This window comes from Moritella sp. JT01, from assembly GCF_001574435.1.
Taxonomy (GTDB): Bacteria; Pseudomonadota; Gammaproteobacteria; order Enterobacterales; family Moritellaceae; genus Moritella.
Map to the genome: position 1 here is coordinate 14,774 of NZ_LOCN01000001.1, position 15,582 is coordinate 30,355.

The 15,582-nt window shown below is 41.2% G+C and carries 13 protein-coding genes and 1 pseudogene; 6 read left to right on the forward strand and 8 right to left on the reverse strand.

Annotated features, from left to right (window positions below):
- A pseudogene (locus AKG98_RS22595) lies at nt 1–437 on the reverse strand (isocitrate lyase); the annotation flags it as partial.
- Between the two features lie 290 nt (nt 438–727).
- Here AKG98_RS22595 and AKG98_RS00060 point away from each other — a divergent pair.
- On the forward strand, nt 728–1,672 hold the full coding sequence (locus tag AKG98_RS00060; protein WP_067039498.1) for a LysR family transcriptional regulator: 945 nt from the start codon (nt 728–730) through the stop codon (nt 1,670–1,672).
- Here AKG98_RS00060 and AKG98_RS00065 read toward each other — a convergent pair.
- The 6 genes from AKG98_RS00065 to rsmE all read right to left on the reverse strand — a co-directional run bounded on the left by AKG98_RS00065 (nt 1,669) and on the right by rsmE (nt 5,889).
- Nucleotides 1,669–2,322, reverse strand: a complete 654-nt coding sequence (locus tag AKG98_RS00065; protein ID WP_067039500.1) for an NADH dehydrogenase — start codon at nt 2,320–2,322, stop codon at nt 1,669–1,671. The two genes, AKG98_RS00060 and AKG98_RS00065, sit on opposite strands and share 4 nt — an antisense overlap.
- Before the next feature lie 33 nt (nt 2,323–2,355).
- Nucleotides 2,356–2,880, reverse strand: a complete 525-nt coding sequence (locus AKG98_RS00070) for a DUF2937 family protein (protein ID WP_067039502.1) — start codon at nt 2,878–2,880, stop codon at nt 2,356–2,358.
- Between the two features lie 120 nt (nt 2,881–3,000).
- Nucleotides 3,001–3,447, reverse strand: a complete 447-nt coding sequence (gene ruvX / locus AKG98_RS00075) for a Holliday junction resolvase RuvX (protein WP_067039504.1) — start codon at nt 3,445–3,447, stop codon at nt 3,001–3,003.
- A 46-nt stretch (nt 3,448–3,493) separates the two neighbouring features.
- Complete coding sequence (locus AKG98_RS00080; protein ID WP_067039506.1) at nt 3,494–4,075, reverse strand: YqgE/AlgH family protein; 582 nt, start codon at nt 4,073–4,075, stop codon at nt 3,494–3,496.
- 118 nt (nt 4,076–4,193) lie between these two features.
- The gene (gene gshB, locus AKG98_RS00085) at nt 4,194–5,147 is read right to left on the reverse strand and encodes a glutathione synthase (protein WP_067039508.1); all 954 of its coding nucleotides are present in this window, start codon (nt 5,145–5,147) and stop codon (nt 4,194–4,196) included.
- A 10-nt stretch (nt 5,148–5,157) separates the two neighbouring features.
- Entirely contained in the window at nt 5,158–5,889 is a 732-nt protein-coding gene (gene rsmE, locus AKG98_RS00090) for a 16S rRNA (uracil(1498)-N(3))-methyltransferase (RefSeq protein WP_067039510.1), read from the reverse strand.
- Nucleotides 5,890–6,217: 328 nt separating this feature from the next.
- Here rsmE and dsdA point away from each other — a divergent pair, with 328 nt between their 5' ends.
- Together dsdA and dsdC are read left to right on the forward strand one after the other, a co-directional pair.
- Nucleotides 6,218–7,546, forward strand: a complete 1,329-nt coding sequence (gene dsdA, locus AKG98_RS00095) for a D-serine ammonia-lyase (RefSeq protein WP_067039512.1) — start codon at nt 6,218–6,220, stop codon at nt 7,544–7,546.
- A gap of 164 nt (nt 7,547–7,710) precedes the next feature.
- Nucleotides 7,711–8,643, forward strand: coding sequence for a DNA-binding transcriptional regulator DsdC (gene dsdC, locus AKG98_RS00100; RefSeq protein WP_067039515.1), 933 nt, complete (start codon nt 7,711–7,713; stop codon nt 8,641–8,643).
- A gap of 97 nt (nt 8,644–8,740) precedes the next feature.
- On the opposite strand, the gene AKG98_RS00105 is transcribed toward dsdC, so the two are convergent.
- Complete coding sequence (locus AKG98_RS00105; RefSeq protein ID WP_067039519.1) at nt 8,741–10,042, reverse strand: alpha/beta fold hydrolase; 1,302 nt, start codon at nt 10,040–10,042, stop codon at nt 8,741–8,743.
- 617 nt (nt 10,043–10,659) lie between these two features.
- Between AKG98_RS00105 and AKG98_RS00110 the strand changes: the two genes are divergently transcribed.
- The 3 genes from AKG98_RS00110 (at nt 10,660) to AKG98_RS00120 (ending at nt 15,402) form a co-directional block, all read left to right on the forward strand.
- On the forward strand, nt 10,660–12,864 hold the full coding sequence (locus AKG98_RS00110; RefSeq protein ID WP_067039522.1) for a M4 family metallopeptidase: 2,205 nt from the start codon (nt 10,660–10,662) through the stop codon (nt 12,862–12,864).
- Nucleotides 12,865–12,923: 59 nt separating this feature from the next.
- Nucleotides 12,924–14,801 (forward strand): M20/M25/M40 family metallo-hydrolase, encoded by a 1,878-nt coding sequence (locus AKG98_RS22820; RefSeq protein WP_067039525.1) that lies wholly within the window; start codon nt 12,924–12,926, stop codon nt 14,799–14,801.
- A 169-nt stretch (nt 14,802–14,970) separates the two neighbouring features.
- Nucleotides 14,971–15,402 carry a GNAT family N-acetyltransferase gene (locus tag AKG98_RS00120; RefSeq protein WP_067039528.1) on the forward strand — a complete coding sequence of 144 codons (432 nt, stop codon included), beginning with the start codon at nt 14,971–14,973 and terminating at the stop codon, nt 15,400–15,402.
- Nucleotides 15,403–15,582 lie beyond the last annotated feature (180 nt).

Sequence of the window (15,582 nt, forward strand, 5' to 3'; positions counted from 1 at the left end):
TCTAGTTCACGTGCATCTGCTTGACGTAGGAACGTATAAATCTCTTCGATTAGTGCAGGTACAGACGTTTTTTCGTGCATTGATTGGTCAGGTAAAGGACCGAAGTCAGAACGCAGTGCCGCAACCATCCAACCAGAAAGGTAAACATAGCTTTTCTTGGTTGTTTTTTCGTGGCGTTTAACAGCCATCATCATTTGTTGCGCAGTGAAACCATGCCAGCAACCTAAAGACTGTGTGTATTGTGAAGAATCTTCGTCGTATTCTGCCATATCTGCACGCATAATATCAGCAGTGAACTGTGCAACGTCAAGACCCGTTTTGAAACGGTTTTGAGCACGCATACGCGCTGCATATTCAGGGTTAATAGCGGCCCATTTCGAACCTTGTTCAGCTTTTAATGTAGCAACTGAATCGATATCATTGTTGTATGTTGACATAGCAAATCCTTTACAGTGATCAAGTGATTATTAAATTGAAACGCAGCGATTAAAGCCTTTTATTCGTTTGCGTTTTGATGAGTTAATATTAAACGCTCAATTAATATTTAGTTAGTTTATATTTTCTATAGTCAGCATTCACACTATGAATATAGATGGCTGTTAATTTATCTTATTTATGGTGTATTCTGGTTATAGTCGTTAGATATGGTTAAATTTTTTTAATGGAAGTTGCTATACCATTGAGTTAGCATTGTTTTATTACTTTTACTGTTGTGGGTATTTATTTTATGAATATATCAGGGATTGATCTTAATTTATTGATTTACTTCGATGTTTTGTTGCGTGAAAAAAACGTAACGCGTGCAGCAAGTATGCTTAATATTACCCAACCGGCAATGAGTAATGGCTTGCGTCGATTACGTACTTTACTTAACGATCCAGTTTTAGTGCGTACCTCTGGTGGTATGACCCCGACTGAAAAAGCACGTAAATTAGCGCCAGTGATCAGAAAATTATTGCTGGAACTCGAAGAAGCCTTACAAGAAGAAAAAGAGTTTGATCAAAATAGTCAGCGGGTTTTTCGTATTATGGCTAGTGACTATGCGGAGTCAACTTTGATACCTAGGCTATTGAGCAAGCTAAATAAAGTCGCACCGAATATGACGGTGGATATTATGACGCCCTCTGATGTGACCTTCCATGATGTAGAGGAAGGTAAGATTGATATGGCGATTAACCGGTTTGATGAATTACCGCAATCGTTTTATCAAAAAACCTTATGGTATGATTCATTTACTTGCATGATGAATGCGGATAATCCGATCGTAAATAAATTTAATTTGAATCACTATTTAGCATCAAAGCATGTATGGGTATCTAAGACTGGTTTTGGCGTCGGTGTTGGGATGAATCCACATGATGTACAAAAGTTGGGTTGGGTAGATGAAGCACTCAGTCGCTTAGGTAAGAAACGTGATATTACGGTATTTACACGTAATTATAATGTCGCGATGCAACTGGCGCTACAAGATGAGCTAATAGCGACATTACCGACTCAGGCTGCGCTCATTCATAAAAACAACAGTAGCTATACTTTGCTTGAACCGCCATTCCCGATCCCAAAAATTGAATTGAAAATGATTTGGAGTCCGTTGCTGCATCACGACGCTAGCCACATTTGGTTCCGGCAGTTGGTACTTGAAGCCGCCACGGAACTACGTGCGGACAATTAATACTGCTGGATCTCTAAGCTGCTGATCACGTGATGGCCACTTGTTACTTGCTGGCTTAGTTGATACATCGCATTTGCAAGCTGGTCGATGCCTATCGGCTTTTGTTGCTTTAACAGAGGCACTGGAAAGACGGATAATACGGCAAGCGGGTAATAGGCGATGGCTTCCATGAATCTAAACTCATCACGTTTGCCATGTAATAATGTCGGTTGATAAAGGTATAAAGCAGTGAGGGGCAACTGACGTAATAATTGCTCTGTTTCGCCTTTAGTTTGTAAGTAACTACTTACCGATTTAGCATTGGCACCTACAGCACTGATGACATGTAATTGTGCTTTAGTATTATTTGCTACCCAAGTGCCAAAGTTAACAATATAATCTTTGTCTACTTGCCTAAATGCGGCTAATGAACCCGCTTTTTTACGTGTCGTACCGAGGCAACAATAAGCACTGCTAATGTCCGCTTCAATAGACAAATCATTAAAATTGGCTAAATCGATAATGATCTCAGTGACCTTATCTTGATGCTGAAACTGTGTCGGTCGATAATGCACGACATAGATATTTTCAACCGTCACATCATTGAGTAACTGCTGCATTAATTGGCTGCCCGTTGCTCCTGTCGCGCCTACAATAATGACATTTTTCATGCTAATTCCTTAATTTATAGTTCTACAACACGGCTAAGCAGGTTTATTACCGCGAATATGAAAGCGGGCAAACATTAGCGTTAATAGTTTTAAACTGAATAGCCAAAATAGGTTTAGCGTTATCCCGCCAATTAACCCCGTCACTATTGCAGCTTGGCTTAATGGTATGCCTGGTGTGAAAAGTGATAAGGTATTTTCAGCTAATTTACTGTCGATGCGAGTAACAAAATAAGTGAGTTTATTTATATAACTACCTTCTGTTAGGATCGTCAAATCGGTCGCTAATTCAGGTAATGATTGCTGTAATGTGAGCACTTGCTTACCTACTTGCTGAACAGCCGGTGCAGGGCTGGATTTAAAGTCGGCAATGAGTGTATCGAGCTGACCATTAAAGTTAGTATCGGCAATTAATTGAAATTGTTGTAGTTGGTTTTGTTGGGCGAGGTAATAACCGGAAAGTTGCTGGCTGTAATGATCAATAAATTGCGGAAGCTGCATAAATAACATGACGCCAATGGTAAATAATAAGCGTTGTAGTAAACCATGAATAAACGTCATATTGCGCGCGTCCTTTGCGATGATTCGACCCTGTAAATCACTACAGAGTCGTGCTTATAAATTTTATTGATTATAGTGTGACGCGGTATATCTTTGTTTACAAATTATAGCTATTTACCGTTATAACTCTGCGCCATATTGCGATTCCATCCAGCCTTCTAAGATCACCATCGCTGATGCACTGTCAATGGCGCCTTTTTGCAGGGCTTTAAAACCACCTTCTTCAAACAAGCGTGCTTTGGCATCTTTTGTCGTTAGACGTTCGTCATGCATTTCTGTTTTCACATTAAAGCGGCCTGTTAAACGATTGGCAAATTTAATCGCACGTTTGGTGATGTCTTGCTCGGTACCATCCATGTTGAGAGGTTTACCTACGATCACAAGATCGGGCTGCCACTCTTTAATCTGTTGTTCAATTAAATCCCAGTCTGGGATGCCATCATTGGCTTTAAAAGCCACAAGCGGTCGCGCTGTTCCTGTGATCTCTTGACCAACGGCGATACCAATACTTTTTGTTCCGAAATCAAAACCAAGCAGGGTTCTTTGTCCGTTTTCTGCATTACTCATATTCTTCTCCGTAGGGCTCTTTATACTCAAGCTACTTGGCTATATATTAAGAGTGACCTACTTGACTCGATAATTGGCTGACGTCGATACCTATTTTTTGTACGGCCTGTTCCCAACGTTGGTGTACTGGCACATTAAATAAGATATCTTCGTCTGCATTAATGGTTAGCCAACTGTTGTCAGCAATCTCTTGTTCTAATTGTCCTTTTGTCCAACCAGAATAACCTAACGCGACAATATAATTGTCGGGTTGTTTGTTGGTGCCAAGTGTTGCTAATACATCCAATGATGAGGTGATCATCAAGTCATCATTGATTTGTAAGCTCGAGCTAAAACCTGGATAGGCTGTATGCAATACAAAACCACGGTCTTCAGATACGGGACCGCCTTTAAATACCAGATCATCGATGACTGTTTTCGGCTCGATAGGGGAGGCTGTCTCATCGTCGAGATCAGCTTCGACTGTTTGTGATAATAACTCGTCGATAGAAATATTGACGGGAAGATTAATGATGATCCCCATCGCACCTTCGTTGTTATGTTCACAAATATAGATAACAGAGCGCTCGAAAATACCATCTTTCATGCTCGGCATCGCGATAAGGAAGTGATCTTGCAAAGAGTCCATAGGCCTATCTTTAATTGTTAGCTGTGAATTTTATTATGGCAGAAAACCATAGCTTAAGCGGTGAAATTCACTATAAGCTATGATTTATTTCATTCTTTATTGAGCGTGGGCAGGTAAATTAATCTTTCTTTAAACGCGCTTCAATCGCATCCATCAACATTCCGGTGATACTGACATCATAGGCGGCTTCGATTTCACGGATACATGTTGGGCTAGTTACATTGATTTCGGTAAGTTTGTCGCCAATCACGTCTAAGCCAACAAAGATCAGGCCTTTTTCTTTTAATTTAGGACCTAATGTTTTGGCAATATGCCAATCGCTTTCTGATAATGGGCGTGCTTCACCACGACCGCCAGCGGCGATATTACCACGTGTTTCACCACTTGCAGGGATACGCGCTAGGCAATACGGTACTGGTTCACCGTCAATCACTAAGATACGTTTGTCGCCATCTTTAATATCAGGGATGAACTTTTGTGCCATGCAGTAACGCGTTTCATGTTCAGTCAGTGTTTCGATAATCACGCTGACGTTTTTATCTTGTTCGTTAAGACGGAAAATTGATGCGCCGCCCATACCATCAAGTGGTTTTAAGATCACATCTTTGTGCTCTTTATGGAATGCGCGTAATTTGTCTTTTCGACGTGTTACCAGTGTTGTCGGCGTGAATTCGTTAAACCATGCCGTATACAGTTTTTCATTGGCATCTCGGAGACTTTGTGGTTTGTTAACGATTAATGTTCCTTCGTCTTCAGCACGCTCAAGCATATAAGTGGCGTAAATAAACTCAGTATCGAACGGTGGATCTTTACGCATTAATACCACGTCAAGATCGGATAGAAGATGGTTATTTTCTTCACCTAGTTCGTACCAGTTAGCGGGATCTTGTTGTACTTTTAATGGACGAGAAGACGCATATGCACGGCCTTCAAGCATAGATAGATCTTGCATTTCCATGTAGAAAAGCTCGTAACCACGGTTTTGCGCTTCGATTAACATTGCAAAGCTAGAGTCTTTCTTAATGTTAATGTCTGCGATGGGATCCATCACGATGCCAAGTTTAATTGTCATATTCTTTATCCTATCCTAAATCGCCAAAGCGGCATTGTAGTGCGGTTATCGCTGTTAATGCTGCTGTTTCTGTTCGTAATACTCGAGGGCCTAATAACGTTTCTTCAAAGTTAAATTGCTCTGTCATGCTAATCTCATCCGCAGATAAACCGCCTTCAGGACCAATTAATAAACGCACGCCATGTTTAGGTTCGGGTAAGGTATTAATGCTGTATTTTGCGCGTGGGTGCAGGTTCAGTTTTAATTCAGTCGTTTCTTCTGCCGCCCAGTCTTTTAGCTGTTTTGGTGCTAATACTTGTGGCACGAAATTACGACCACTTTGTTCACATGCTGCGATGACAATTTTTTGCCATTGCTGTACTTTTTTCTCTAAGCGTTCACCAGAGATCTTAACGCCACAACGTTCACTAAACAGTGGGGTGATGGCTGTTACACCCAGCTCGACAGATTTTTGGATCGTGAAATCCATTTTATCGCCGCGAGATATTGTTTGACCAAGGTGGATCTTGAGTGGTGATTCACTGTCGACATCTTGGAATTCGTCAATGTGAACTGTCACCGATTTTTTCGTGGTCTGTTCAATTGTGGCATGGTATTGGCCACCTTTACCGTTAAATAAAGTTAGCGTATCACCTGTAGTCATACGTAATACACGACCAACGTGGCCTGCGCCGTCTGGTGATAATTCAAAGCTAGAGCCCACGATTAGTTCGCCGGATTCGAAGATGCGAGGATGACGCATGCTATTTACCTTTATTCAAAAATGTAGTTAATAAAATGATTATACCCACTTTTTTTATTAGCAGATGAAATTTATCCGTTAACAAATAAAATAGTTGTAGGTTACTGCTGTAACCTACAGTGATCACCGTCTCGTTACTGGCATCGTCAGATTCATCCTAAGGTTAAAAATTGATCCTTTGTTCGTTTAAGCGGGGTCGATGCATACTCACTATCTTGAAAAGAATAAGTTATTAAAGAGTGCAAGTGACAAGCTTAAACGTCCTATATTGGCACTGTTATGGACGGTATTTTACTGTTCATGTTTAATCGTTGAGTGAAGGCATATGATGAATAAGACCCGGAACATACAATTAATAAATGAATTTCCATTGTTGGAATCGCTGATAGATCTTAAACCTCTGAGCTGGTTTAATCCTAAAGTGACAAGCTATGCGGAAGCCTTACCTTATGTTGGTTTAACTGCTGTGGATGTGCAGGAGGCGAGTGAACGTTTACTGCGTTTCGCCCCTTTCTTTTGTCAGGCATTTCCTGAAACACAGCAGAGTAACGGTATTATTGAATCACCGCTGCAGACGATCCCGGCTATGCAAGCGGCGCTGGGAGATTACTATCAGACGTCATTACCTGGTCGTATGATGATCAAGTTAGATTCTCAATTACCGATATCAGGGTCAATTAAAGCGCGGGGTGGTATTTATGAGGTTCTGCAGCATGCCGAAAAACTGGCAATTTCAGCAGGGTTGCTTAGTGTAGAGGATGATTATAGTAAGATTTATTCTGAACAATTCAGGGCATTTTTCAGCCAGTATAAAATTGCAGTTGGCTCAACTGGAAATTTAGGTTTATCTATTGGCATTATAGGGGCCAGTTTAGGGTTTCAGGTCAGTGTGCATATGTCTGCAGATGCTCGGCAGTGGAAAAAAGACCGTCTGCGTGCTCATGGCGTGAATGTGATTGAATATGAATCGGACTACAGCATTGCGGTCGAACACGGTCGTGAAGAAGCGTTACAAGATCCGTTCTGTCATTTTGTTGATGATGAAAACTCCACGTCGTTGTTCTTGGGTTATGCGGTCGCTGGTGAGCGATTAAAGCAGCAATTTATGGAGAAAAATATACTTGTTGATGCCCAACATCCACTCTTTGTTTATCTTCCTTGTGGTGTGGGTGGGGGGCCAGGCGGCGTTGCTTTTGGTCTTAAGCTGGTCTTTGGCGATAATGTTCATTGTATTTTTGCGGAACCGACACATTCGCCGTGTATGTTATTAGGCGTTTATACCGGACTCCATGATCAAATATCCGTTCAGGATCTCGGTATTGATAATATGACGGCTGCTGACGGTCTTGCTGTTGGTCGTGCTTCGGGTTTTATCGGTAAAGCAATGGAGCGGATGTTAGATGGCTATATTACGTTAACGGATACTGATATGTATCAGTTATTAGGGCTGATTCATGACACTGAGCAGCTTAAGCTTGAACCTTCTGCACTGGCTGGAATGCCGGGTATTGTGCATGTGGTCAATAATTCAGAGTATCTTGAGCGGATGCAACTTGGCGATAGTTTGGCGGATGCAACGCATTTGGTGTGGGCTACCGGCGGCGGTATGGTGCCAGAAGCGGAAATGAAAGCTTATTTACAGCAAGCTAAACATTGATCCTTCGCTTACCCTACGGGCGACTCGCTCGAATAACAGTACTGCGTTACAATATTTGAAAATGATATTTTAAAATCGAATACCATTATCTGCATATTGTGCCTTGTTCTGATATCCCAGCGAGTCTCTGATATAGCATCTTGAAGGAGTTTGGGTATTAAGTTATGGAATTAACATTCGGCAATCATAAACAATTTAGCGGTAGCCAATTAGCTAACCTGGATACCTTTGTCAAAGCAGCGCAGTACGGTTCATTCACGCAAGCGGCAGAGATGCTTTTTCTCACCCCCAGCGCGGTCAGTCATCGTATTGCGAAGTTGGAACAAGAACTCGGCTTTAAGCTGTTTCATCGTTTGCATAAACAATTGAAATTGACGGGCGAGGGCGCGAGGTTATGCCGTAGTTGCGAACGGTTGTTTAATTCACTGGATGAAGAGTTAAATGATATTCGCAGTAATGAATTATCAGGTCGTCTGACAATCTATGCCCGTCCTTCTATTTCATTGTGTTGGCTGGTCCCTCGGATCCATGATTTTCATCGCCAATATCCAGCTATTCAGTTGGATATTCTTACCGGTAATGACGATATTAATTTTCATACCCAGTTTATTGATGTCGCACTTTATTATACATCGGGCCCCTTTCCTGGACTATCGAACATTGAATTGATGTCTGAGGAGGTTACGCCTGTCTGCTCTCCCGCTTATGCGGAGTTACACGGCCTTATTGATAACCCCGAGAATATTCGTTACTGCAGCTTATTGCATGATTGTAAGGCGTGGCCACAAGCCGCTTATAATGCGGAATGGTTAGAATGGGCTGAGTGCCATCAGATACGTGAAGTGAATTATAATCGTGGTTTGAGTTTTGACCGTTCTGATTTGGCGATGGTTGCCGCGATTAATCATGCTGGATTGGCAATCGGGCGCAAACGACTGGTAGATAAACATTTACGTAGTGGTGAGTTAGTCGCTCCTTTTCCTGAACTCATTAGCCCTGCAGCATATCAATATCATGCTGTATATAGCGCAGACATTACACCCAATCCAAGAGTGAAGGTGTTATTAGACTGGTTACAGCAACAGGCTGAACAATAGTCGTGATTTTAAATATGAAAAATAGACAAAAGTGGTATCACCTGCACTTCATTAATTGGGTGATACCAGCATCAGGGTTGGCGTATTAATGCTATTATTAGCGGAGAATAACGCCTTTATTTAAGTCGATAAGTTTACTTAATACTTTGTCACCGTCCATACGGATACCATTGTGCTCGAACTCTGATGTTAACCAATATTTAAGGTTGTTAACGCGTGCGGCAGTTTCTAAACTGTATTGCATTTCAACATACATATCTTCGCTATAGATCGCCGCGGCAACCGGCACTTGGTTATTTTTAAGCACGTCAAGGTCGTAAAGACCGGACCAATCTTGTTTTTTCGCTAACAGTTGCGCTGCTTCGTGTAATGGTTTCAAATTCTCAAATTGCTCGAACATCCACGGATAAATCATTTCACCAGTGAATAAGAATGGCTGACCTGTTTGGTAATTAAATTCGTCATAGTCTGCGCGAACGCGGTGTGCAGCCCAGTCAGATGCTTGTTGCTGGCAATAGATAGACTCATGCAGTAACGCAAAAATTGGGTTGGTATTGTAATCCAAGAATTGACAGAATTGCGCTAAGAACAATGGATTAACTTGGGTGCTTTTTTGCGTACCTTGTTGCGTAGTGATAAGCGCTTGTTCAAGTAAGTAATAAACAGCTTCCGGTCCTTCTTCCATCCCTAAGTTAACACCAAGTAGTTGCAGCATTTCAACCGTTAGTTTTTCACCTGTCGCAAGGTAAGTATCGTTATCGGTAATATGTTTCGCTAATGCAGTAACAAGGTCTTGCGCATCACTAAAACGGTTAAAGAAATCATTATTTTTCGCCTGAACGCGTTTATAGGTGGCTTGATAAACCTCATCGGCTGGACGAGTCAGTGATGGTAAGCCACCAGTGATGAAAGCTTGTGTTAACCCTTCTGGCGCAGCGGTTAAATAACGTAATACACAGAAGCCACCAAAACTTTGGCCTATGATGCTCCAAGTATTGAACGGTGATAATTGTGCACGGATAGCTTCGGCATCACGAATAATATTATCAGCGCGGAAGTGGGTGAGGTAGTCAGCTTGTTCACTTGCTGTTAAGTGGGCAAGACTCACCGCGCTGATTGGTGAAGATAGCCCAGTGCCACGCTGATCTAGCAGCAATACGCGATATTCTTGTAATGCGCGTTTTATCCAACCGCCATTTGCCATCGGGCGCACCGCGCCAAACCCTGGACCACCTTGAAAATAAACCAAATACGGGAGGTCTTGATCTTGTTTATCTGGCGCGACAAGTTCACGTACAAATACGTCAATCGTGTCACCGTCAGGTTTGTTGTAATCAAGTGGCAAGGTGAATGTGTGCTTTTGTGCAACTAAGCCGCTTAATGTGAGATCAATTTTCATGGCAATCCTTTGTTCGCAATAAAGTAATTATGTAGGGTATTGTAACCTTAAATTTGCGCTAAGTATTAATGTTTAATGGCGGTCGATTAAGACCTATTAAATAAGAAATCATCTTATAGTAAGAATTATAACTGTTAACAACTTGTTATCAATTGCATGGTAATTCGTAAGCATTTATTTACGTTACAGTGTGTGGATTACTCGTCTCAATCTTTTTTATTTATCTATTATATTACAGTTAATATGGAATAGGCTTATTTAACAGTATATTAGGTGTGTTAATTTTAGGTTTACATCGCTAATGTTAAGTGCGGTTGATATTTGAATTAATTTTCTAAAAAAAGTTGGCAATACCCAATTGTTAGTATATTGTTAATTTAATTGGTTTTGAGTCACTCCCTAAGGTTGATGCGCGTTAATAGTGTTAGCTAAATTTATTTGTAACTTCAGGAGGACAGATAAGCTAAGCATTACTCAATTTATCTGCCATTTAGGTAGCACTGGTAATGTTGTAATGTCCAGAGTATTTCTGAACGGATTCAGGTGTTGAGTGTTCGTTTTAAACAACACATTACAGGTGTTGTATTAGCAATCACAATATTTAGATGGAGACTACAATGAATAAAATAAATAAATTTATTTTAAGCACTATAGCGCTAAGTATTCTTAGTTCCACCACTGCAGCTACCGCCGCTCAGAGGACCAATTTACGTGACAATGTTCAACAATTGTCAGCAATATCTTCAGCAACAACATCCATTACAGATCCAAATACAGCTCAGTTATTGGGACTAGCCAGTAATGAAGATCTTAGTGTGGTTAAAACTTATCGCAATACTGATGGTGGTGTTACCACGCGTTATCAACAGATGTTTAATGACATTCCTGTTATTGGCGATCATGCAATTATATCTCGTTATTCTGACGGTACTATTAAGAATGCTCATGGTGCTGTTGTTTATGGGATTGCCACTGATGTTATCAATACCACGCCTCGGCTAGCAGAGAAAACAGCGTTAAATAAGGCTAAAATGCTTAGTGCACCGGCGAGTCCCCTTCTTGTAGGAGGCTCTGTCAGTGTAGAAAATGAAACGTCGAAGCTAGGCATCTGGCAAGATGAAGACGGAGTTGCCCGCTTGGTATATGAAATCAGTTTCCTCCAGCATAGTGATAAACCATCGCGCCCTTACTATATTATCGATGCGCAAACGGGTGAGGTATTAAAGTATTTCAATAATCTGCAAACTGCCGATGCCACTGGTTTTGGTGGCAATGAGAAAACGGGAAAGTATCATTATGGTACTGATTTCGGGTACTTGAATGTAGGGCAGTCTGGCAATAACTGTATTATGAATAATACGAATGTTAAAACCATTAATCTAAATCACGGCACTAATGGTTCATCGGCGTTTAGTTTTACCTGCCCTGAAAATACGGTTAAATCAATTAATGGTGCTTTTTCTCCGCTTAATGATGCTCACTACTTTGGTGGTGTGGTATTTGATATGTATAACGACTGGATTAATACAGCGCCGTTATCTTTTCAGCTGCAAATGCGGGTGCATTATAGCAAGGACTATGAAAATGCATTTTGGGATGGCACGGCGATGACCTTTGGTGATGGCGAATCGTACTTCTATCCGTTAGTAAGTTTGGACGTTTCAGCCCATGAAGTCAGCCACGGTTTTACCGAGCAAAATTCAGGATTGGTTTATGAGGCTAAGTCAGGAGGCTTAAATGAAGCTTTCTCTGATATGGCAGGTGAAGCCGCTGAATTTTTTATGAACGGTACTAATGACTGGCAGGTGGGTGCTCAAATATTCAAAGGCAACGGCGCATTACGCTATATGGATGAACCGACCAGAGATGGAAGATCTATTGATCATCAATCCAATTATAATTCAAGCATGGATGTGCACAATACTTCAGGTGTATATAACAAGGCTTTTTATAACTTGGCAACGACAGTTGGTTGGGATACAAAAAAAGCCTTTATTGTTTACGCAAAAGCTAACCAACGCTATTGGACCGCTAATACTAACTGGGATGAGGCTGGTAATGGTCTGATGGATGCGGCCTGTGATTTGGGTTATAGCACTGATGAGGTTAAAGTTTCATTAGCTGCGGTAGGTATTAATTCTAACGCTAGCCCTGGTACTAGTTGTGGCGGAACTACACCTCCTGATAGTAAGAAAGTATTAGAAAATGGGGTTACGGTAACAGGTCTTGGTACTGACAGTGGTGACGAAATTATTTATACAATGGAAGTTCCTGCTGGTGCCAGTGACATTCGCTTTAGCATGAGTGGCGGTAACGGAGATGCAGATCTCTACGTCAAGCTCGGTTCTAAACCGACAGAGAGTGTTTATGATTGTCGCCCTTATACTGTAGGAAATGATGAAAGTTGTGATGTTACGGCATCGGGCGGGACTTACTATGTTCGAGTTAAAGCATATAGCGCTTTTTCGGGATTGAGCTTGGTAGGCAGTTATACAGCTGGTAGTGGTGGCGGTAATGATGTCATCGACAGAACAGAATCTAATATATCTGTAGATCGTCAGCAGTGGAAACACTTCACTCAGGATCTGAATAAAGGTTACGCTAGCTTCACTGTAACAATGTCAGGTGGCAGTGGTGATGTTGATCTTTATGTTCGGCATGGTGCTGAGTCTTCGCTTGTTCGATACGATTGTCGCCCATACTACTTAGGTAATGACGAAAGCTGTACCTTTGATGCACCAAAGTCGGGTACATGGTATATAGATCTTTACGGTTACAGCGCAGCATCCGATGTGACGCTAAATATCCAAGCAAATCCTTAAACGTATCGTTATCTATTTTGCAGGGGGATATTCCCCCTCTCTTATTCAGGTAAAATTCAATGAAAAATTTATCTTATACCTTGCTTCTATTAAGTTTAGCTTCTCTATCGACGCTGGCTGCCGAGGCGGAAAAAAATATTGAGACACCACAACAGGTGTGGATCACTTTAGGTTCAGATGCTTACAAATTAATTAACCAGAAGCATCGCACTCAGTTTAACCTAAGTCAGAACAATATGCTGAACGCTGGTAATAGCGAGATTGCGTTGGTCAGTATGAGTGAAGACAAAATAGATCAGCTCAGTGAACTTATGCATCACAAATTTAACCGCTGTGGCGGTTTCTTCTTCCATGAAACGTTTGAGCAAGCGCAGGCATTTGCCAGTGCGCCAGCGAAAATCGAAACACAGATAATGGTCAATTACACTATTAATAACACAAGTGGGGTTGATGCCTTGTTGAGTGAGTTATCAGCAGATAATTTAGCGAATACAGTTAATACCTTAAGTAGTTTTCATAATCGTTATTATAACAAGCAGGCCGGGGTTGATGCTGCGACGGAAATCAAGAATAGCTGGACGAATATTGCGGGTGATCGCGCTGATATTAAAGTGGAATTTTATAACCACAGCTGGAAACAACCGTCGGTTATAGCAACTGTCGTTGGTAGATCAGAGCCTAATGATATCGTGGTTATTGGTGGGCATCTTGATTCTATAAATCAGTCGGGGACCTCAGACCGAGCACCTGGTGCTGATGATAATGCTTCCGGTATATCAGTGGTTACTGAAACGTTAAGAGCATTAGTTGCTAGTGGGTTTAAGCCTAACAAAACAGTTAAATTTATCGCCTATGCTGCTGAAGAGGTCGGGTTACGAGGTTCTAATGCTATCGCACAGGATTTTAAAAACAGCGGTAAAAATGTTATTGGTGTCGCCCAGTTTGATATGACAGGGCATCATGGTACTGCAGATCATGATATTGTCTTTATGACAGACTATACTAGTCGTGCGCAAAATCAGTTTATGAGTCAGCTCATTGATACCTATTTTTCTGATATCAGCTATGGCTATGACAAATGTGGCTATGGTTGTTCTGATCATGCGTCTTGGTATAACCAAGGATTTGCAGCGTCAATACCATTCGAGTCAACCATGGGAGATATTAATACCAAGATACATACTGAGAATGATTCAAGTTTTGATGCCCAACATGGAATAAAATTCGCTAAATTGGCGGTTGCTTATCTTGGTGAGCTGGCCAAAGGTGGTACCGGTGATACGCCTCCTCCTCTTCCTCCACAAGATGATTTATTGATAAACGGTGTAGCCAGAACTAATCTAACCGCGAATGCAGGGCAAGATGTCATGTTTAGAATGGAAGTCCCAACCGCTGCTACAAATATAAGCTTTGTTATTAACGGTGGAACGGGGGATGCTGACCTGTATGTTAAATTTGGTTCAAAACCAACAGATAGTATTTATGATTGCCGTCCTTATGCCGTAGGTAATAATGAAAGTTGTAATGTTACTGCATCGGGCGGTACTTATTATGTTCGGGTTAAAGGGTATAGTACATTTTCCGGATTGAGTTTGGTCGGCAGTTATACCGCAGGTAGTGGTAGCGGTAATAATGTAATCGACAGAACAGAGTCTAATATATCTGTGGGTACCTGGCGGTGGGAACACTTCACTCAGGATCTGAATGAAGGTTACACGAGTTTCACTGTAACAATGTCAAGTGGCAGTGGTGATGTGGATCTTTATGTCCGGCATGGTGCGAAGTCTTCACTTCGTCGATACGACTGTCGATCAAACGACTCAGGTAATAACGAAAGCTGCACCTTTGATGCTCCAAAGGCGGGTTCGTGGTACATCGATCTTTATGGTTACAGCGCTGCATCCAATGTTAAGCTAAATATTCAAGCCAATCCTTAGCTATATAAGATATGGCCTTGATTTAAAATAATTGAATCAAGGCTTCATCTCCTGTCCTGTCCTTTCCTTTCCTTTCGGTATATTTGATATCACTTTATTTTCATTATGTTTAGATCGTGATACTTTTAATCTAATTTGTTGATTATAAGTGTGAAATGGAGTGGTCATTATGGATGAAGATTATAAAATAAGTGCTAATTTTGCAGATATGGATTTAGCGGTAATACACGAATTTATTGCGGGTACATATTGGGCGAAAGGAATTCCGATGGCCACGTTGCAGCGTTCGTTAGAAAACTCATTATGCTTTGGTGTGTTTACCCAAGCTGGTGAACAAGTGGGGTTTGCGCGGATGATCACAGACAAAGCAACCTTTGCCTATTTATCGGATGTTTTTGTACTTGAGTCGCATCAAGGTAAAGGGTTAAGTAAATTGCTTATGGCGGCTATATTAGATCATCCGGATTTACAGGGACTCAGACGCATGATGTTAGCCACCAGTGACGCCCATGGTTTATATCAACAATTTGGTTTTACAGCGCTGGCAGCGCCAGAGGTTTATATGGAACTGCATACGCCGTATTTGTATGAGAATGCATGAATGTAATTATTCTTCAGTGATTTAATTAGGTTCGAATTACCTCATATTTTCAAGTTTCATACATTGTAATACCTTATTTTTAATCATTAATCATTAATCATTAATCATTAATCATTAATCATTAATCATTAATAATTAGTATTCGAAATACCTAGTCGTTATTTGGACTGGTTTTAGTGT